This is a genomic window from Sphingobacterium sp. UBA6320, from assembly GCF_002440335.1.
Lineage (GTDB): Bacteria > Bacteroidota > Bacteroidia > Sphingobacteriales > Sphingobacteriaceae > Sphingobacterium.
On sequence record NZ_DJTA01000013.1, the window covers coordinates 20,024 to 38,312 of the forward strand.

Annotated in this window: 16 protein-coding genes; 7 read left to right on the forward strand and 9 right to left on the reverse strand. The window is 34.8% G+C overall.

Annotated elements, in window-relative coordinates:
* Window positions 1-18: 18 nt before the first annotated feature.
* A complete protein-coding gene (locus tag B3P23_RS07800) occupies window positions 19-735 on the reverse strand; it encodes a pyridoxine 5'-phosphate synthase (protein ID WP_045755792.1) in 717 nt (238 codons plus the stop codon).
* A 117-nt stretch (window positions 736-852) separates the two neighbouring features.
* Here B3P23_RS07800 and cdaA point away from each other — a divergent pair, with 117 nt between their 5' ends.
* Complete coding sequence (gene cdaA, locus B3P23_RS07805; protein WP_045755791.1) at window positions 853-1,647, forward strand: diadenylate cyclase CdaA; 795 nt, start codon at window positions 853-855, stop codon at window positions 1,645-1,647.
* 40 nt (window positions 1,648-1,687) lie between these two features.
* Here the strand turns inward: cdaA and B3P23_RS07810 are convergent, their stop codons facing one another.
* The 6 genes from B3P23_RS07810 to B3P23_RS07835 all read right to left on the reverse strand — a co-directional run bounded on the left by B3P23_RS07810 (window position 1,688) and on the right by B3P23_RS07835 (window position 8,219).
* Complete coding sequence (locus tag B3P23_RS07810; RefSeq protein WP_293925301.1) at window positions 1,688-2,536, reverse strand: DUF2911 domain-containing protein; 849 nt, start codon at window positions 2,534-2,536, stop codon at window positions 1,688-1,690.
* A gap of 112 nt (window positions 2,537-2,648) precedes the next feature.
* Window positions 2,649-4,376: a DUF4091 domain-containing protein gene (locus B3P23_RS07815; RefSeq protein ID WP_293925302.1), complete on the reverse strand. Its 1,728-nt coding sequence runs from the start codon at window positions 4,374-4,376 to the stop codon at window positions 2,649-2,651.
* Window positions 4,377-4,444: 68 nt separating this feature from the next.
* The gene (locus B3P23_RS07820) at window positions 4,445-5,740 is read right to left on the reverse strand and encodes a sugar MFS transporter (protein ID WP_248755511.1); all 1,296 of its coding nucleotides are present in this window, start codon (window positions 5,738-5,740) and stop codon (window positions 4,445-4,447) included.
* Window positions 5,741-6,069: 329 nt separating this feature from the next.
* The gene (locus B3P23_RS07825) at window positions 6,070-6,489 is read right to left on the reverse strand and encodes a hotdog fold thioesterase (protein WP_045752895.1); all 420 of its coding nucleotides are present in this window, start codon (window positions 6,487-6,489) and stop codon (window positions 6,070-6,072) included.
* The gene (locus tag B3P23_RS07830) at window positions 6,461-7,009 is read right to left on the reverse strand and encodes a DinB family protein (protein ID WP_045752896.1); all 549 of its coding nucleotides are present in this window, start codon (window positions 7,007-7,009) and stop codon (window positions 6,461-6,463) included. Before B3P23_RS07830 ends, B3P23_RS07825 begins: the two co-directional genes overlap by 29 nt.
* Entirely contained in the window at window positions 6,990-8,219 is a 1,230-nt protein-coding gene (locus B3P23_RS07835) for a sensor histidine kinase (protein ID WP_045752897.1), read from the reverse strand. Before B3P23_RS07835 ends, B3P23_RS07830 begins: the two co-directional genes overlap by 20 nt.
* A 162-nt stretch (window positions 8,220-8,381) precedes the next feature.
* On the opposite strand from B3P23_RS07835, the gene gltX reads away from it, so the two are divergent.
* Complete coding sequence (gene gltX, locus B3P23_RS07840; protein WP_094773188.1) at window positions 8,382-9,908, forward strand: glutamate--tRNA ligase; 1,527 nt, start codon at window positions 8,382-8,384, stop codon at window positions 9,906-9,908.
* 64 nt (window positions 9,909-9,972) lie between these two features.
* Here the strand turns inward: gltX and B3P23_RS07845 are convergent, their stop codons facing one another.
* Complete coding sequence (locus B3P23_RS07845) at window positions 9,973-12,858, reverse strand: DEAD/DEAH box helicase (protein WP_293925303.1); 2,886 nt, start codon at window positions 12,856-12,858, stop codon at window positions 9,973-9,975.
* A gap of 164 nt (window positions 12,859-13,022) precedes the next feature.
* Window positions 13,023-13,805: a diaminopimelate epimerase gene (gene dapF, locus B3P23_RS07850; RefSeq protein ID WP_094773320.1), complete on the reverse strand. Its 783-nt coding sequence runs from the start codon at window positions 13,803-13,805 to the stop codon at window positions 13,023-13,025.
* A gap of 242 nt (window positions 13,806-14,047) precedes the next feature.
* Between dapF and B3P23_RS07855 the strand changes: the two genes are divergently transcribed.
* The 5 genes from B3P23_RS07855 to B3P23_RS07875 all read left to right on the forward strand — a co-directional run bounded on the left by B3P23_RS07855 (window position 14,048) and on the right by B3P23_RS07875 (window position 18,214).
* Window positions 14,048-15,595, forward strand: a complete 1,548-nt coding sequence (locus B3P23_RS07855; RefSeq protein ID WP_260948111.1) for a Do family serine endopeptidase — start codon at window positions 14,048-14,050, stop codon at window positions 15,593-15,595.
* A 98-nt stretch (window positions 15,596-15,693) separates the two neighbouring features.
* Window positions 15,694-16,128, forward strand: coding sequence for a low molecular weight protein-tyrosine-phosphatase (locus B3P23_RS07860; RefSeq protein ID WP_094773190.1), 435 nt, complete (start codon window positions 15,694-15,696; stop codon window positions 16,126-16,128).
* Window positions 16,129-16,319: 191 nt separating this feature from the next.
* Window positions 16,320-16,667: a hypothetical protein gene (locus tag B3P23_RS07865; protein ID WP_045752903.1), complete on the forward strand. Its 348-nt coding sequence runs from the start codon at window positions 16,320-16,322 to the stop codon at window positions 16,665-16,667.
* Between the two features lie 9 nt (window positions 16,668-16,676).
* Window positions 16,677-17,429 (forward strand): peptidylprolyl isomerase, encoded by a 753-nt coding sequence (locus tag B3P23_RS07870; RefSeq protein WP_293925304.1) that lies wholly within the window; start codon window positions 16,677-16,679, stop codon window positions 17,427-17,429.
* 20 nt (window positions 17,430-17,449) lie between these two features.
* Window positions 17,450-18,214, forward strand: coding sequence for an exodeoxyribonuclease III (locus tag B3P23_RS07875; protein WP_045752905.1), 765 nt, complete (start codon window positions 17,450-17,452; stop codon window positions 18,212-18,214).
* Window positions 18,215-18,289: the final 75 nt, after the last annotated feature.

The following is an 18,289-nucleotide window of genomic DNA, read 5'->3' on the forward strand; positions in this document are numbered from 1 at the left end:
TGTAAAGCCCTTTCTTTTTTATTTCAATGCATTTAGGTATCTTTTTATAGTTTCCTCCAATCCAAGGTAAAGTGCGTCTGCGACAAGTGCATGCCCAATGCTAACTTCTAGTAATCCTGGAATATGCTGATTAAAATAGGTTAAATTGTTTAAATCAAGATCGTGTCCGGCGTTAATTCCTAATCCTACTTCTCTAGCTTTTAAAGCTGCATGAAAATAAGGTCTAATGGCTTCATCTCTTTCTTCTAAAAATGCTTGTGCGTACGATTCGGTATATAGTTCAATTCGATCTGTACCTGTTTCAGCAGCAGCCTCTACCATATCTTCATCTGGGTCAACAAATATGGATACTCGAATGCCCTGATCTTTAAAAAGTTTACACATATCACTTAAATAAGCCTTATGTTTAATCGTATCCCACCCATGATTTGAAGTAATCTGACCCTCTACATCTGGTACTAATGTCACTTGTGCGGGTTTGTTGGCTAGGACGAGGTCAATAAATTTCTGTTCTTGACAATTGCCTTCGATGTTTAATTCTGTTTGAATATTGGCTTTCAAATCAAAAACATCTGTATAACGAATATGACGTTCGTCCGGTCTTGGATGAACAGTGATTCCATTTGCACCAAAGCGTTCGCAGGCTAAAGCTGCAGCTAATACATTTGGGTTGTTTCCTCCCCGTGAATTACGGAGAGTAGCTATTTTATTGATGTTTACAGATAGTGCGGTCATGTTTATTCCAATCTTTTAAGTAAAAATACAAAACTATTTGAATGCATGCTTATATTAACACTAATTTGCTTGATAAAGAGCATATTCTTTATTTGATTTTTTTTAACTTGCATTAATATGGAAGGATTTGATTATAGTCTGTTTAGAGGTTTCCGTTTATTGGATGTCATCGATATTATTTTAGTAGCGATTATTATTTACTATGTGTACAGTTTAATCCGTGGCACCATCGCTGTTAACATTTTAATTGGTGTTGCTTTATTTTACGGTATCTATATTATTGTTAAGCAAATGCACATGCGTTTGTTGACCGAGATATTTGGTGGATTTATTTCTGTGGGATCAATCGCTTTGATTGTGGTCTTTCAACAAGAAATCCGGCGATTCTTATTGCATATCGGAAAGAATATCTCGATGAAACGAAAGAAAATTTTATGGTCATTTTTGGTAAGTAAACGCACTGTTGCGAAAGATAATTCTGAACATCTTAAACCTATTATTGAATCTTGTCGTAGTATGTCGAAGTCTCGTACAGGTGCTTTATTAGTCTTTTCAAAATACTTTGATGAGGAATATTACCAAAGCAGTGGTGAATATATTGATGCACATATCTCTAAGCGTTTAATAGAAAGTATTTTTAATAAAAATAGCCCTTTACATGATGGAGCTGTTGTTGTTGTAGATTTTAAAATTATGTCAGCTTCTTGTATTTTACCTTTATCAGATAGCGAAGATCTACCTTTGCAGTTTGGCTTGCGCCATCGCGCTGCTATTGGAGTAACAGAGGTTTCGGATGCTGTTGCTGTTATTGTATCGGAGGAAACAGGTGAAATATCATTTGCTAAAGATGGTAATGTCAATATGAATATTACGCATGAGGAATTGGCCGAATTACTTAAAGAAGAATTATAAATGCCCTTTTTCCAAAAAAAAGGGCATTTATAACTTAATCCTATTTACTGGCTTCTTGAATAACCTGTGTATTTAATTTAACGTATTCTGTGTTGTTTTCTTTTTGAGCAATTTCTAGTCCTTTTTTTGCAGTAGCAATAGCACCTTTTTTATCACCAGCTTTTAACTGGATCTTTGCCTTCCAATAACGAATGTAAGGAGCTTCAGGATTTCCCTTTTCAGCTTCATTAGCCCAAACCAATGCTTTATTGAGATCAAGATTGTTAGTTAGATAAAATTGTGCGGCTTGTAGATAAGGTTTTTTATCCCCTTTCATCGCTTCATCAATGTTTGCTAAGATTTCTTTAGTTTGATCTACTTTTATCGTAAACTTGGTATATGTATTTTCCCAAGCTAATGATAATGTCGCGGCATTAGTCGTTACATTCTCAAACTGCATGGTAAATGTTTCTACTTTGTTGGAAAGTTTTGTAGACTTAACATTAAAACGGAGAAAATCGTCTTTTTTATCGTATGTATAAGCTCCCCATTGATTACTATTTTTAGTGAGGATGATCGTCCATTCTCCTTGAGTAGGAATGGTTAAGATACCATATGTACCAGCAGGAACTTTATTTCCTTCTATTGTAACTTCTTCTTCGAATTTAATAACAGGAATGTTGTTTGCTCCAGTCCTCCAAACTTCATTATAAGGAACTAAACCACCAAATATAACACGTCCATTAATATTTGGTCTTTGATAAGAAAGTGATAGATTTTTAATTCCTAATCCTTGTGTGATGGAAGTGGTGCTACTAGCTTGTGGTAGTTTTACTTGAGCAAAAGAAGTCGAAGATAGACTAAATGTAAGTAACGTTGCTGCACACAGTGTTAAAATAGATTTTTTCATTCTGAAAATGTTTAATTTTCACTAAAATACTGGTAAATAATCAGAATAAAGAATTTTTGATTTTAAAAAACAAAGACCGATAAATCATTTCAACGGTCTTTGTTTCATCGTTCTATAAGCTGTTTAATACTGCTTTAGCTTCTTTAAGTTGCTTCGGAATTGCATTTTGAATAATATTTTTATTTGTAAATCCTGCAATTGCTTTATTTAACTTTTCTAATTGAGCAGGGGGCAATTGATCTCTTAAAATTCTTATTTTTTCAACGTCTTGAATACCTTCAATTAACTTTTCAAAACGAATAGATGTCATGTTGTTCGGATATACAAAATAAGTGTCGCCACCTAACCAGGTTCCATAACGAGTGTCTTGACTCGGATTTGTATTCCAACAATCAAATGCCCATCTTAGGTAGCCATCAAAGCCTCTTTGCAAACTGTGCCAAGCTAACCAAGTTGCTTCTTGATAACCAGAATTGGTAAATGTATTTGGGAAAATTTCAGAACAGCACGTATAGAAAGTTGTTTTGAATCCTTTTTCTTTGCGGGCTTTTAAGATTTGAGGAGACATATCTTCTCCTAAGGTAATACTATAATCTGCAAAATTATCTGAAATTTCAGGATGATATGCACCTGCAAGGGATGATTTGAACTGTGGATCAGCTTCTTTAATGATTGCTATTGCGCGTTTCATATCTTCAAGTGGTCTTTCATCCATTGCGATTGTAGTCCATTCAAAATATCCTTTTTGTTTTAGGTGCCTTGCAAAATCTTTTAATAAGGGTAACCAGTGTTCTCTATATTTTGGATCATCTGTTTTAACTTTGAGAATTTGGTATTTACCCGATGTTTCATCAAAATATTGAAAATTCATATTCCATGGAATCATACTATAACAATTGATATATTCTGAAATACCAATTTCACGCATGAAACTTACCCATTTATCAAAAATGCTATAATCGTATGACCAAGAGCCATCCCTCTTTTTTGTCCATTTGATCATAGCTTGGTATTTATCATAAGTTTGTCCATTCCAAGGGTCGTTGATGATACTTGCAGTGATGTTTTTTTGGCCAGCGTCCCGTAACCTTTCATAATATGGTTTCATAGCACTGAAGTGTGCTGAAGACCATAGCTCGACTTCATGTTGTCTCGCAATAGAGTAAGGGTTTTGCCAAAGATCTAAGTGATAAGCCCAATTTTTTGCTTCTGGCAGTACATGTGTCAATACTTCTACTGTGTAAGGAATAGTTGTATAATAATTTGTACCTTTTAGTGTAAGTGACCCTTTATAGATTCCCGCCTGCGCGTCACGGGGAACTTGTATACTTAACCAGAGGGGTCTGGTTGTATTTTTATCATATTCAAAAGTTGATTGATTAGTAATACGGTCTGCAACTAATGCCGAATCTAATACTTTACTGATACCACAACCATTTGTTAGATCTCCAGGGAGGTCTGTCATTACATAAGAAATATACCCAATGGCAATATCTTTTGTTCCGATTTCTTTTGCTTCACTATTTCTTAAAGATGAAGAACTCACTTCAATTTTATCATGATTTTGGTTGCTCCAAAATACCAATTGTGTATGTATTTTCTCGCCCTTCCAAGCTTTTGTATTCCATGATTTATTCCATGTTTCTGCTGTTGGCGGGTTTGTTTTAGAATAGCTGTAATCAGCTGTGCTAAAAGCGAAATTACTTTTCTCTTTTAAATTGTTCCACTTTTCAGTTGTTTGAGGAGCTTTAGGGTCTTTTAACTCATTTATTCTTTGGGAATAGCCCAGTTGGGCATAAATGAATAGACCAAATAGTAAACAATAAAACGATTTTTTCATATTTAGGGTATAAGAAAATAGCGATTATTTTCAAGAAATAATCGCTATTTGATTGTAATTAGTATTTTTTATTTCTGCCCGACTCTGTGACCTTTAGTTGCAAAGTATAAGATGTACAGATAAGCAGGAACCATGGCATAAAGAAATGCATGTTGAAAATCAACATGTAAATTGTCTTTTAAATAACCATATATTAAAGGCCAAATAGCTCCACCTGCAATACCCATAATCATAATCGCAGAACCTGTTTTAGTGAAACGACCTAGACCTTTAATACCAAGTGGAAAAATTGCTGGCCACATCAATGAATTGGCAATACCTAATAAGGCTACAAATATAAAGGATGTAATTCCTGTAGTAAATACGGAAATAACGGTAAATAAAATACCCACCATGGTACAGATACGTAGTGCTAATTGTTGGGAAACAAATTTTGGTATAGCAATAATACCAACAATATAACCTAACAGCATGCAGCCCAACGTAAATGTCGTCGCATAGGTAACTAATGCTCCATGAATATTCAATTCTCTCGCATAAACGCCAATAATATCACCCGCCATTACTTCTACTGCAACACAGAAAAATATAGCTAATGAACCTAGGAATAAATGTGGGAATTGGAATACGCTTGTTTTCTTCTCTTTGATAACAACAGCACCGTGTTCATCTGTATGTTCTTCTTCTGCGTTAACATCTACTTCTGGTAAATGTGTTATTTTAATAACGATAGCAAATAGAACAAATATGACTGCTAGTGTGATATAAGGGGTATGGACACGTTGTAGTAAAGAATCTAAGATGGCATTTTTTGCGTCCATATCAACCGCAGCTTCTAGTTTTGCTGTGACTGCAGAGGAATCTTTTAAGAATAGAGTTCCGAAAATTAAGGGAACAATGATACCTGCTGATTTGTTGAAGAAACCAGCAATTGATATTCTTTGCGCTGCACTATCAATTGGGCCAATGATACTTAAATAGGGGTTTACAGCAGTTTGAAGTAATGCCATTGCTGAACCTTGAACAAAAATACCTGTTAAGAATAGAATATAGCTTCTGCTATCAGCTGCTGGTATAAAAATTAGAGAGCCTACGCCAAGAAGAACTAAACTAAGAACAAGACCATTTTTGAAGCCAATTTTTTTCAAAATCCAAGAACTTGGGATTGCTAAAAAGAAGTAAGCGATGTAAGAAGCAAATGTTACAAAAAAGGCTTGTAAATCTGTTTCTAAATTACAGGCAATCTTTAAGAATGGGATAAGAGTTCCATTTGCCCAAGTGACAAATCCTAAAATGAAGAATAAGGCGCAACACATTGCCATGGGGCGAAATGCTGTTTTTCCTGAATTTGGTTGAGAATTCATTTTTTTAGTATCAATTAATTGTTTTTTTAGATTAAAAATTAGAAAATGTTGATTTTTTTTTGTCTCTATTCAAAATGTGCTTACACAATCGATTGATATTGGTTTATAATAAAAAATCAATTCTTTTCATTACAAGACTAATTAAATAAATTCAATATTGGAAATAAAAAAGGGGGATTTTGAGATTATTTAGTAATATTTTTAATAGAAAAAGGGAGTTTCATGCCTAGTACGAACCTCCCTTTTTTAAAACCATATTAGCAAACCAAATTCAGTTGGTTTTCTTTATACGAAGACAACTGAAGAAGCCATTTGTTTTTAAAATAAAATTATTTTGGTATAATGGCAACCGTTAATCTGGATATACAATTGAGATTTCCAGATTCATCTGAGATGCGAACATCCCAGATATGTGTTTGCTTTCCAATATGTACAGCAGTACAAACAGCTGTCACGAATCCTGTTGCTACAGGACGTAAATGATTGGCATTAATTTCGAGTCCAACTCCCTTTTGTACATTGGGGTCAAGAATTAGATTAGAAGCGATACTACCGATAGATTCTGCCAATACTACAGAAGCTCCTCCATGTAAAATTCCAAATGGTTGTCTTGTCTTATTATTGACAGGCATTGTTGCTGTAATTGAATTATCGTCAATCGCTACAGCCTTAATTTCAAGCAAGCCTGTCATATATTGATCAAGGATGCTATTTATTTGTTCAGTGCTGTAATTCTGAAACCAGATCATGGACATTGTTGGAATTAAAATAACGTTCTTGAATGATGATACGATGGTGATTCAAATGTCCTGCAATAACATATAATAAAGCTTTGACACTTGTTAGTCTTTCTGATGCCATTCCTTTTCTTTCCAATTCCGGTTCACTGAAATTTTCAAAAAGAAACATATTTGCTTTTCTGAGATGTACAAATTCTTTACTCAAGGAGGCTAATGTACGTTCGCCATATCTGGAGTTTTGGATAAAATACTCTTGATCATATCCTAAAAGTTCTTTCATATCATTTCGAGAAAACCTCAGAGCACGATAAGCCATGATCCGTTCGTTATCCAAAATATGTCCAATAACTTCTTTGATTGACCATTTATCTTCAGCATAACGATAATCGCCTTTTTCTTCGGGTATGGTATCGAGGAACGCTGGAAAAGATAAAATTTGCTCTTCCAGTACTTCCATGACATCGCCGACTACGGTCTCAATGTACGTGGAATACACCGCTGGGTATTCATCAGATTTCAGTGGGTTCATATGTTAGATTACTTTTTAATATTATTCTAAATGTTGTTCCTTTACCAATTTCAGAATCTTTTACAAAAATATGTCCTTGGTGATAATGTACCATTCTTTTGGTTAGACTCAGCCCCAATCCCCACCCACGTTTACGAGTAGTGAAACCTGGTTGAAATACCGTTTCAAAATTTGATCTTGGAATTCCTTTGCCGGTATCACTAATGTCAATAAAAATTTCCTCTTTCGCAATATTTTCGGATATTTTAACAGTTATTTTACCTTCTGATGCAATTGCATTAACTGCATTTTTTAATAAATTTTCAATAATCCAATCAAAAAGAGGAATATTGAGCTTTGCTTCGACATGTTTATCTCCTACAAGCTCGAAGATAATTTTGTCACTTGTTCTAACTTTAAAATACCGAATGTAGGATGCAATCACTTCATATACATTCGCATTGTGAAGAACAGGTGTTGACCCAATTTTAGAAAACCGATCTGCAACGATTTCGAGTCGCTTGATGTCATTTTCCATTTCGTTTAGGGTTTCATCGTTTTCCGCATCAAATTTTAATTTGATCAATTCTACCCAACCCATTAAGGAAGATATTGGAGTCCCTAATTGATGAGCGGCTTCTTTGGTTAATCCCACCCAAACGAGATTTTGTTCTGATTTTCGAATAGAATTGAATACAGTATAACCAATTATCAGAAAAATGGCTATTAACGATAGTTGAATATAAGGAAATACTCTGAGCTGTTGAAGAAACCACGAATCTTTGTAATACACCATCCATTTCGCTCCATTATCTAATTTTAAAATAATGGGAGCATGGCTTTTTTTCATAAAGTTCAATTGCTTCTCAAAATAGTGAGGATCATATTCCAAATGATGATTTGTACTGTCTTTGCTAGTGGTTTTAATGTTAGTTTTAGTGGAATCTAAATCTCTCCAGAAAACAATATTTTCTTTTTCATCTGTGATGATTGCTGGCACAGCCAGGCTATCTCTTACAGAATAGACAAACGTAATAAATTCATCGTCCACATCAGGCATTGTCATAATGCTTTTTGTACTCATAGCCCACACCTCTGCTTTTGTACGCTCTACTTTAGATAGATTTTTGACCAGATAATTGGTATACAAAAGAGAGGCTGCCGCAATAATTGCGGCGAATATAAGTAAGAAAAATTTCCAACGTTGTTGATTGTATTGATACGGATTCATATAAGCCAATGAGGAATCTTGTTTTTGCAAATTAAGGAATTAATTGAAATTAATCTTTGTCGACAACATATATCTAATGATAAACTGTTAGTTTTATTATTTTATTGTGGTTATCAATGTTATAGTTTCATTGAAATGAAAATTTTGTGGTAATTTTGTGTCATGAGTTCTGAAAGAAAAGTAAGGGTGCGCTTTGCACCAAGTCCTACAGGTGGGTTACACCTTGGAGGAGTTCGTACAGCTTTATTTAATTATTTGTACGCACGCAAACATCAAGGTGATTTTATTTTGCGTGTTGAAGATACAGACCAGACACGTTTTGTTGCTGGAGCAGAAGAATATATTAATGAGTGCTTAGCTTGGTGTGGTTTGACACCAGATGAGAGTCCATTAAAAGGAGGACCTTTTGGACCGTATCGTCAAAGTGAACGTAAACCTTCTTATCGTCAATTTGCTGAGCAATTAATCGAGAAAGGATATGCCTATTATGCCTTTGATACAGCAGCGGAGCTCGAGGAACAACGGAAAGATCAACCAAATTTTCGCTATAGCCAAGAGAATAGATTAAATTTAAGAAACTCATTAAGCCTATCGAACGAGGAAACTCAGGAGTTGCTATCAGCAGGTATTCCACATACTATTCGTATTAAAGTTCCTACGGATGAAACAGTTTCTTTTACAGATATGATTCGTGGTCAAGTGAGTTTTGATACAAATCTGATTGATGATAAGGTACTATTAAAAGCTGATGGTATGCCTACCTATCACTTAGCAGTTGTTGTTGATGATAAAGCAATGGAGATTTCCCATGTTTTTCGTGGCGAAGAATGGTTGCCTTCCGCTCCAATACATATTCTGCTTTGGGAATATTTAGGATGGAATGAATACATGCCCAAATGGGCACATTTACCCCTAATTTTAAAACCTGATGGAAATGGTAAATTGAGTAAACGCGATGGAGATCGATTAGGGTTCCCAGTGTATGCCATGAATTGGAAAGATGCTCAATCTGATACAGTGACAAAAGGATTTCGCGAAATGGGATTTTTACCAGAAGCTTTTGTCAATATGTTGGGAGTACTTGGATGGAACGATGGAACTGAGCAGGAACTTTTCTCATTAGAGGAATTGATTGAAAAGTTCTCGGTTGAGCGTATAAGCAAAGCTGGGGCTAAATTTGACTTTGAAAAAGCTAAATGGTTCAATCATGAATGGATTAAGAAAACATCAAATGAAGCTTTACTACCGCAGATTAAAGATGTATTGGCAACACATCAAGTTGAAAATGTTTCGGATCACTATATTTCCGAAGTTTTGAGCATCGTAAAAGAACGCTTAACCTTTATTTCTGATTTTTGGGAGCAAGCATCATTTTTCTTTGTACAGCCTGATAATTATGATTTAACAGCTGTCAAGCCGAAGTGGTCTGTGGAGAAAACGACTTTCTTTCAAGAAGTTAATGTCGAATTTTCTAAATTTGACTCTTGGGATGCTTCAGTTTTGGAGACATTCTTTAAAGGGGCAATTCAAGCTTCAGGGATGAAAATGGGGGAATTGATGATGCCTTTCCGGATTATGTTGGTAGGAGGTAAATTTGGACCAGATGTATTTCAAATTGTTTCATTGTTAGGAAAAGAAGAGGTTATTGCTCGTGTTGATAAAGCGCTAATAGCTTTTTCTGCAGAGTAATAGATCTTATATAAATTAAAAGCAGGGAGCCCTATGCATTGCATAGGGCTCCCTGCTTTAGATATTAGCCGAGAAGCTCTTGTATGTCTTCTGCGGATAGTGATTTGATAAAACTTTCTTCAGTCGTGATTAGACTTTGAGCAATAGAACGCTTTCTATTTTGCATCGCAAGTATTTTTTCTTCAACAGTATCTTTAGATATGAATTTATAGATAAAAACATTCTTGGTTTGTCCAATACGATGGGATCTATCTACAGCTTGTTGTTCAACAGCTGGGTTCCACCAAGGATCAAGAATAAATACATAATCGGCTTCAATAAGATTGAGACCAACACCACCTGCTTTGATTGATATTAAAAAGAGTTTGGTATCTTTATCTTCTCTAAATTGACTTACAGCTTCATCTCTATTTTTAGTACTTCCATCTAAATATGCGTAATTGATATTCTTTTTATCAAAATAGCTTTTGAAAATATTCAATTGTTTTACAAACTGAGAAAATATTAACACTTTATTGCCATTTTGCAACACTTTTTCCAGTGTTTCAATGACCGTGTCAAATTTTCCTGAATTGCCGGTATAATCTTGATCGACCATCTTAGGATGGTTGGCCAGTTGTCGTAATTTGATTAAACCTTGTAATAGCGCAATTTGATTAGATTTTGCTTTTCCTGTAAGTTGATTATCTAAAATTGCATTGCGATACTCGGATTTTATTTTTTCATAAAGTTCATGCTGTTTTTCAGACATTTCACAGTAGAGTACTTGCTCCGTTTTCGGCGGTAATTCTGTTGCAACCTGATCTTTAGTTCGACGTAAGATAAATGGTTTGACGATCGTTTGGAGTCTTTTTGCCTTCTCTTCATCTTTCTTTTTTTCGATAGGCTGAACAAATTCTTTTTGAAAATAATTGTAACTACCCAAAAGACCTGGATTTGTAAAATGCATCTGTGTCCATAGATCAGAAACGGAGTTTTCTACAGGAGTTCCGCTTAACGCGAGTTTATGTTGACTTTTTAAGCTTTTAATTGCCTTAAAAGATTTTGATGTTGGGTTTTTTATATTTTGACTTTCATCTAGAATGATGTAGTTAAAATAAAATTGACTTAAGAATTCCTCATCAATACGGGTAATGCCATAGGTGGTAATGACCAAATCATAAGAGGTGAGTAATTCTGGGTTTTTTATTCTATTATTACCAGTATGTAGATATATCTGTAAATCTGGAGCAAATTTGTTTGCCTCATTTTGCCAGTTATAAATAAGTGAGGTCGGTAAAATTAATAGTGAAGTTTTAACAGCATGTTCTGTTGTCAGGATTTCTTTTTGACGCTGTAATAGGGCTAATGTCTGAACAGTTTTCCCTAGACCCATATCATCTGCAAGACATCCCCCAAATTTATATTGTTGCAGAAAATTAAACCAATTGTATCCCGCTTGTTGATAAGGACGCAATTGCCCTAAGAAATTTTTGGGTAGAGGTGCATTCGCAATTTCTTCAAATTCAGCTAACTTTTTTAATTTGCGACTGAAGGTAAGTTCGGTATGCTCATTAATTTCCAATAAAAGACCAAGATGAATTTTATTTAATTTTAATTCATTTTTATCTTTAGAAAATTGAAACAAGTGATTGTATTGTGCAAACCACTCTTCGGGGATCATCGCTATTTCTCCGTTTGGTAAAGTAAATTCTTTAATATTATGAAGAATATGATGTCTCAATTGAATAAAAGGAATTTCAAAAGGACCAAATTTTGCAATTGCTTTAATATCAAACCAGTCGTTGTCTTCATTGATTGAAATATCAATAGAGGTCTGACCAATGAAAAACCTCTTTTCAGCTAGATCTTGTATAATTTCAAACCCTTTCTCTTTCAAAACCGTATCATTTTGACTTATCCAGTCAAAAATAGACGATCGCTTTCCCAGTATTTCTTTTGGTATTAAATCATTCGAATATTGGTGGGTTCTCTCTAGCCCAAGATCAGTTATAATCTGCGCTTGTTTTTCTTCCCAGACAACAGATCGCTTGATACGGTGAAAGGTATAAAGATCTTGTTCTTCATTGTACTCCATTCGTACATTGACTTTATTATCTTTACCTGAAGAAAATATATACGGACCATATTGAAATTGTAACTGTACATGATAATCACCTTCTTCATGATAATTTAACTTCAATATTGGATTGGCATTATGTTGATGGTTTTTTATTTCAAAACCCTCCGCGTAGACGTGATACTTTTCTATCAAGCTACAGACAAATGTTTCAAAATATTTTTTCTCTGTACTGCGTGATACGGATATGAATCTTTTGTTTAAAAATGGACTCAGTTTCTTTCCCTCTAATTGTTGATCGAAGTGGAATAGTGTATTGTTCAGTAGCATCCAAGCTTGTTCATTGACGATTACTTGGGCATTCTTGAACATGAACTCCATGCGATGGTCTTCATACTTAATGGTTGGAAAGTATCGTGTTTCTTCTTCAGTTCTTCTAAAATGAAAAAGAACTGAAGCAGGCTGCGAAGCAATCTGAACTTTTTGATCAGCAGGATAACCATCTTTACTCATTAAGAAGATCGGTTTTTCTCCTACAATTTCAAAAAATTGAATAAGTACCTGATCAATTTTTGTTCTCAAGACTTCATACAGATTTTTGTCAAATACCTTTGAGAAGAAATCAACGGGTCTAATAACTTTGTTATGATGCTTTTTGATGAGGCTAGTTTGCTCGATCTGGTCAAGTAAACGAATTAATTTATAGTCCAATTCCTCAACAGCTTGAGCATATTCATTTACCGTATTGCTAAATACGCGTTTATATCGAAGTGAATAAGATCCATTGGGATTTAACTTGACCGCATGCGGCTCAATTAAATAACCCAAATAGGGATGTTCACAGATGGAATAAACAATTCGGTATGATGAAGATAACTTTGTTTGTTGCATTAAATATATTCGTACCCTCTAAAAAGGTTTCTAATATACAGATTAATCTATATGATGTGGCTAATATTTGTTAATAATTTATACTGAATGGGCATAAACAGCGATTTTGTTTATGCCCATTCAGTGATATTGATTTTGATGCAGGTACAATTATAATCCTCGAATTAAATTGTTCCCTCAAAAACAAATGTTGCAGGGCCTTTTAAGTAAACTTCGGTAAAAGTGAAATCTTCTTTAAAAAATGAGATGTATAATTGTCCTCCTAACACGCGAATGGGTATGGTTATCTGTCCATTTCTATTTTCATGTAATGCTATTGTCATTGCTGCAGCTGTTGCTCCAGTACCACAAGCAAAAGTTTCATCTTCTACACCTCGTTCAAATGTACGTAAGAAATAACCCGATTCACCTTCTTTTTCAATAAAGTTCACATTAATGCCTTCATCTTTATAGGTGGTATTGTTCCGAATTTTATAACCAGCACTGAAAACATCTAAATCAGAAAGGTTATTTTCAAATATAATATAGTGAGGTGAGCCTGTATTGATGACATAAGCATCTCCATCACGATTTATCTCATGAACATCAATCATTTGAAGGTCAATTAATTTATCGTCTAAGTTCGCTTTGTGAATGCCGTCAACTGCCAAAAAGGCAGTGTTGTCACGAATGATTCCTAAATCTCTTGCATAAGCTACAATACAACGTCCTCCATTACCACACATTGTGCCTTGTCTTCCGTCGGCGTTATAATAAATCATCTCAAAATCAAAATTTTCTTTTTCTTGCAATAACATGAGACCATCTGCGCCAATACCAAATCTTCGGTCGCAAAGCTTATGGATTAAATCTTCATTTTTGCTATCGAAATGCAGATTTCTATTGTCGATTAGAATGAAGTCATTGCCAGCGCCTTGATATTTTGAAAATTTAATTTTTGATTCCATTTGAGTGATTCTATCTAGCAAAATTAACTTTTCTGTTACATATAACATAACGAAAGTTAAGTTTTGTTAAAACGATGTTTTAAAGACTCCAATTAACATTTTTTAACGTGCCTAATTAGCAGAGAAATTTGAAATGGTATTACATTTGAAAAGGAACTACTATATTTATGTAGAATAGTTTTTCGGGGTAAATATTGAGTTTAGAATATCATATTTAATAAAAATTTTAGAAGCTATAGTTTATGAACAAAGTAGGTTTAACTTTATTAACAGCAGTCTTCGGAGGAGCCGTAGCCCTTGGGGGGTATAAGCTTTTTGAAAGTAAAAAGTTTGAAGGAATGTCTATCGAAGACAAACAAAAGGTATATTTTGCGAACAACCCAACTGGAGTGATTTCTTCAACAGGAAATCCAGATTTTACACAAGCAGCTGCAATTGTGTCTCCAGGCGTTGTTCATATCAAGACAACATATACAAGACAAGCATCTCAAGGAGGAGGATCAGGTTCGCCGTTTGATATGTTTGAAGAGTTTTTTGGAACACCACAAGGACGTGGTCGTCAACAAAGACAAGCACAACCTGTACAGGCCTCAGGCTCTGGGGTAATCATAACGGAAGATGGATATATCGTAACCAATAACCACGTTGTGGAAGATGCAGATAAAATTGAGGTTGTTCTTACGGATAAACGTTCCTTTGAAGCTAAAGTAATTGGTCGTGATCCAAATACCGATTTAGCACTTTTAAAAGTAACCGCTAAGGGATTGCCTGTCGTAAAATTGGGTAATTCAGATAACGTCAATATTGGAGAATGGGTATTGGCAGTTGGATATCCTCTGGGCTTACAATCTACAGTAACTGCAGGTATTGTGAGTGCTAAAGGCCGTCAGATCGGTATATTAGGAGAAAGCCAACAACAACCTCGTGGTTATGGAGGTCAAGAACAGCCGGTCGCTAATTCTTCAATTGAATCATTTATTCAAACAGATGCCGTTATCAACAGAGGAAATAGTGGTGGTGCACTTGTAAACGCTCAAGGCGAATTAATAGGTATTAATTCTGCAATAGCTTCCCCAACGGGAGTGTATGCTGGATACGGGTTTGCAATACCAGTAAATCTAGTTAAAAAAATCGTTGACGATTTTAAAGAATTCGGAAATGTGAAACGTGGATATATTGGTATTACTTTTACAGAAATTAATCCTGAATTAGCAAAAGAAAAAGGCTTTACAGATGTCAATGGATTATATGTTCAGGATGTCGTTAAAGGCGGCGCAGCAGAATCTGCAGGAATTCAGAAGGCCGATCTAATTACAAAGATCAATGGTAGAGTAATCACTTCTTCTCCAGTTTTACAAGAAACTATTGGTCGATTACGTCCAGGAGATAAAGTAAAATTGACTTTCAAGCGTGATGGTAAAGAGCGAGAAGTAACGGTGACCTTAAAGGGAGAAGAGGTAAACAAAGCTGCAGAAGCAGGAAAGTCAAGTAAAAGTGCTACAGAAATCTATAATAAATTAGGAGCAAGTTTCCTACCTGCTTCTTCTGAAAAGAAAAAAGAACTGGGTGTTAATTCAGGCGTTGTCGTGACACAAGTTAATAAAGGTGGAGTTTTTGAATATTTTGGAGTAGAGAGAGGACTAGTAATTACTGAAGTGAATGGTGTACCTGTTAATAATGTTGACGAGATTGAGGCAGCATTAGCTAAAACAAAGCGTAATATTGTTAGCTTAAAAGGTGTTCCAGAACGAGGAAGTACAGTAGTGATCAATGTTCCTATCGAATATTAAAAATATTTAGGTTGGTTATGAAGGTGATTTCGATTTCGAAATCACCTTTTTTACTTTAATATGGGTGTGTACTCTCAATATTATCACTATTTTTAGGCATGAAAATTTTAATGGTTTGTTTAGGTAATATTTGTCGTTCGCCATTGGCACATGGTATTTTAAATCATTTAGCAGAAGAGGAAGGATTGGATTGGACAATTGAGTCTGCTGGTACCGGAGATTGGCATGTTGGTCAAAGTCCAGATCATAGATCTATTGCTGTTGCTCAAAAATACAAAGTAGATATTTCACAACAAAAAGCGATGCACTTTAAGCCTAGTCTATTTGAAATATATGATCATATCCTAGTAATGGATCATCAAAACTATAAAGATGTAGTGGCACAAGCATCGTCAAAAGAAGAAAAGGAGAAAGTATCCTTATTTTTAGTTGATGATATTGTACCAGATCCGTATTTTGACGAACGTTTATTTGAACCTGTCTACCAGATGATCGAAACCCGATGTAAAGAATTAATTCAAGAATGGAGGTAGTTTTTCAGATCTTTTAAAATCTCTCAGTACTATTTTCAAGTTAGTAGATAGATTACACACTTGAGAAGTGTCAGGTGTTGTACATGAAATTTAATAATCTGAATGTACTATGTTTCATATTCACTCTGGATATATTAGTATATAAAATACAATTTATCTAAGTTTGTGTCTATATCTATAGTTGTATTTATATGAATGCGTCAGAAGTAAATAAAAAATGGGTGATTTTGCAACATGAGATTGCTCAATCATTTGATATGGATTTACCCGATTTAAAAGTATTTTTATTTTTGATTGGTGTCCAGGAATTAGGGAAAGGTCCGCAGACTTTTTCGAAGAGAGAAAAAGAGGAATTGATGCATATCGCAAATTGCCGTCTTTTTAGCGCGATGGGCTTTTATGAACTTAAAGGATTGGATGAACAAGGTTGGCCACATTGGGAGCTAGTTAAACCAATTCCTAATTATACTTTATTAGAACAGGAGTTGATCATCAAGTCTTTGATCATAGATTATTTCCAAGAGCTAAACGTCATTTAATAGATTATAATGAAAAGGATTATTTTAAGTGTATTTTTTTGTGCTTTATCGATCGCACTATTTGCAGCGAAGCCTGCTTATAAATATGTGCGTATCCAAACGGGTAAAGGGACAGTTGTTTTGAAGCTTTATAATGAGACACCTAAACACCGGGACAATTTTATCAAATTGGTGAAGGAAAATTATTTTGATAGCTTGCTTTTTCATCGGGTGATACATAATTTTATGATTCAGGGGGGGGATCCTGATTCTAAAAATGCAAAGCCAGGTCAACAACTGGGAGAAGGTGGGCCAAGTTATACCATTCCTTCTGAAATTCAATCAGGATTATTTCATAAAAAAGGAACTCTAGGAGCTGCACGTGATGATAATCCTGCAAAAGCTTCTTCAGCATCACAATTCTATATTGTCCAAGGGAAAAAGTTTACAAATGCAGGTTTGGATAGTTTAGAAACTTTGCGAATGAAAGGTGTCAAATTTACGGAAGCACAACGTGCTGCCTATACAACAGTAGGGGGAACACCACACTTAGATGGCAATTATACTGTATTTGGCGAGTTGATCAATGGAATAGAAGTGATTGATGCGATTGCTGATGTGAAGACGGACAAAAATGATCGCCCTATAACGGACGAACGAATGTATGTTAAGTTATTGACGAAGAGAGAAGCAATTAATTTGGAACGTGAATTAAAAGGATTAAAACCTAAAAATGGTTTATTCACTAAGATTGCTGATATGTTTTCTTCTTCTGATTATTAATTTCCAAATAGATTTTTGCTTTGAAAATAGTTACATATAATGTGAATGGTCTGCGTGCAGCGATTAAAAAAGATTGGCTAGGTTGGTTAAAAGAAGTCAATGCAGATGTTGTCTGCTTGCAAGAAATAAAAGCTACTCCAGATCAGATCCCTGAAATAGCGTTATTAGAGCAGTTAGGATATGAACATTACTGGTATCCTGCTCAGAAAAAAGGATATAGTGGAACGGCTATATTTACTCGAATAACACCTAAACATGTTGAATACGGTTGTGGACATGAAGATTATGATTTTGAGGGACGAATCATTCGTGCCGATTTTGATGATTTATCTATTATGAGTACCTATTTTCCATCTGGCACTACTGGTGATACTCGTCAAGATTTTAAATATCGATTTTTAGCTGATTTTCAGAATTACTCCAATCAGCTTTTATTAGAGAGACCAAATTTGATTGTGTGCGGAGATTATAATATCTGTCACCGTCCTATTGATATTCACAATCCGAAGTCAAATGCTAACTCTTCAGGTTTTTTACCAGAAGAAAGAGAATGGATGGAAAATTTTATAAACTCAGGTTATATTGACTCTTTCCGTCACTTAAATCCAGATCCGCATCACTACAGCTGGTGGAGTTATCGCGCAGGAGCACGTGCTAGAAATTTGGGTTGGCGTATTGATTATAATATGGTATCAACTGCTTTAGCAGATAGAATTGAATCCGCTACAATATTAAATCAGGCGGTACATTCTGATCACTGTCCAGTTGTCCTTAACTTAAAATAATATCTAAGTTGAAGTGAAGTATTCGATTTTAACGATCGAATAAAGATCAAAAATAAAGGGTCTCATTATAGAATG

Coding starts and splice junctions, on each gene's coding strand:
- B3P23_RS07855 (WP_260948111.1), top strand. CDS start 14,048: ATGAACAAAGTAGGTTTAACTTTATTAACAGCAGTCTTCGGAGGAGCC.
- B3P23_RS07810 (WP_293925301.1), bottom strand. CDS start 2,536: ATGAAAAAATCTATTTTAACACTGTGTGCAGCAACGTTACTTACATTT.
- B3P23_RS07820 (WP_248755511.1), bottom strand. CDS start 5,740: ATGAATTCTCAACCAAATTCAGGAAAAACAGCATTTCGCCCCATGGCA.
- B3P23_RS07815 (WP_293925302.1), bottom strand. CDS start 4,376: ATGAAAAAATCGTTTTATTGTTTACTATTTGGTCTATTCATTTATGCC.
- B3P23_RS07830 (WP_045752896.1), bottom strand. CDS start 7,009: ATGAACCCACTGAAATCTGATGAATACCCAGCGGTGTATTCCACGTAC.
- B3P23_RS07870 (WP_293925304.1), top strand. CDS start 16,677: ATGAAAAGGATTATTTTAAGTGTATTTTTTTGTGCTTTATCGATCGCA.
- dapF (WP_094773320.1), bottom strand. CDS start 13,805: ATGGAATCAAAAATTAAATTTTCAAAATATCAAGGCGCTGGCAATGAC.
- gltX (WP_094773188.1), top strand. CDS start 8,382: ATGAGTTCTGAAAGAAAAGTAAGGGTGCGCTTTGCACCAAGTCCTACA.
- B3P23_RS07845 (WP_293925303.1), bottom strand. CDS start 12,858: ATGCAACAAACAAAGTTATCTTCATCATACCGAATTGTTTATTCCATC.
- B3P23_RS07835 (WP_045752897.1), bottom strand. CDS start 8,219: ATGAATCCGTATCAATACAATCAACAACGTTGGAAATTTTTCTTACTT.
- cdaA (WP_045755791.1), top strand. CDS start 853: ATGGAAGGATTTGATTATAGTCTGTTTAGAGGTTTCCGTTTATTGGAT.
- B3P23_RS07860 (WP_094773190.1), top strand. CDS start 15,694: ATGAAAATTTTAATGGTTTGTTTAGGTAATATTTGTCGTTCGCCATTG.
- B3P23_RS07865 (WP_045752903.1), top strand. CDS start 16,320: ATGAATGCGTCAGAAGTAAATAAAAAATGGGTGATTTTGCAACATGAG.
- B3P23_RS07825 (WP_045752895.1), bottom strand. CDS start 6,489: ATGATCTGGTTTCAGAATTACAGCACTGAACAAATAAATAGCATCCTT.
- B3P23_RS07800 (WP_045755792.1), bottom strand. CDS start 735: ATGACCGCACTATCTGTAAACATCAATAAAATAGCTACTCTCCGTAAT.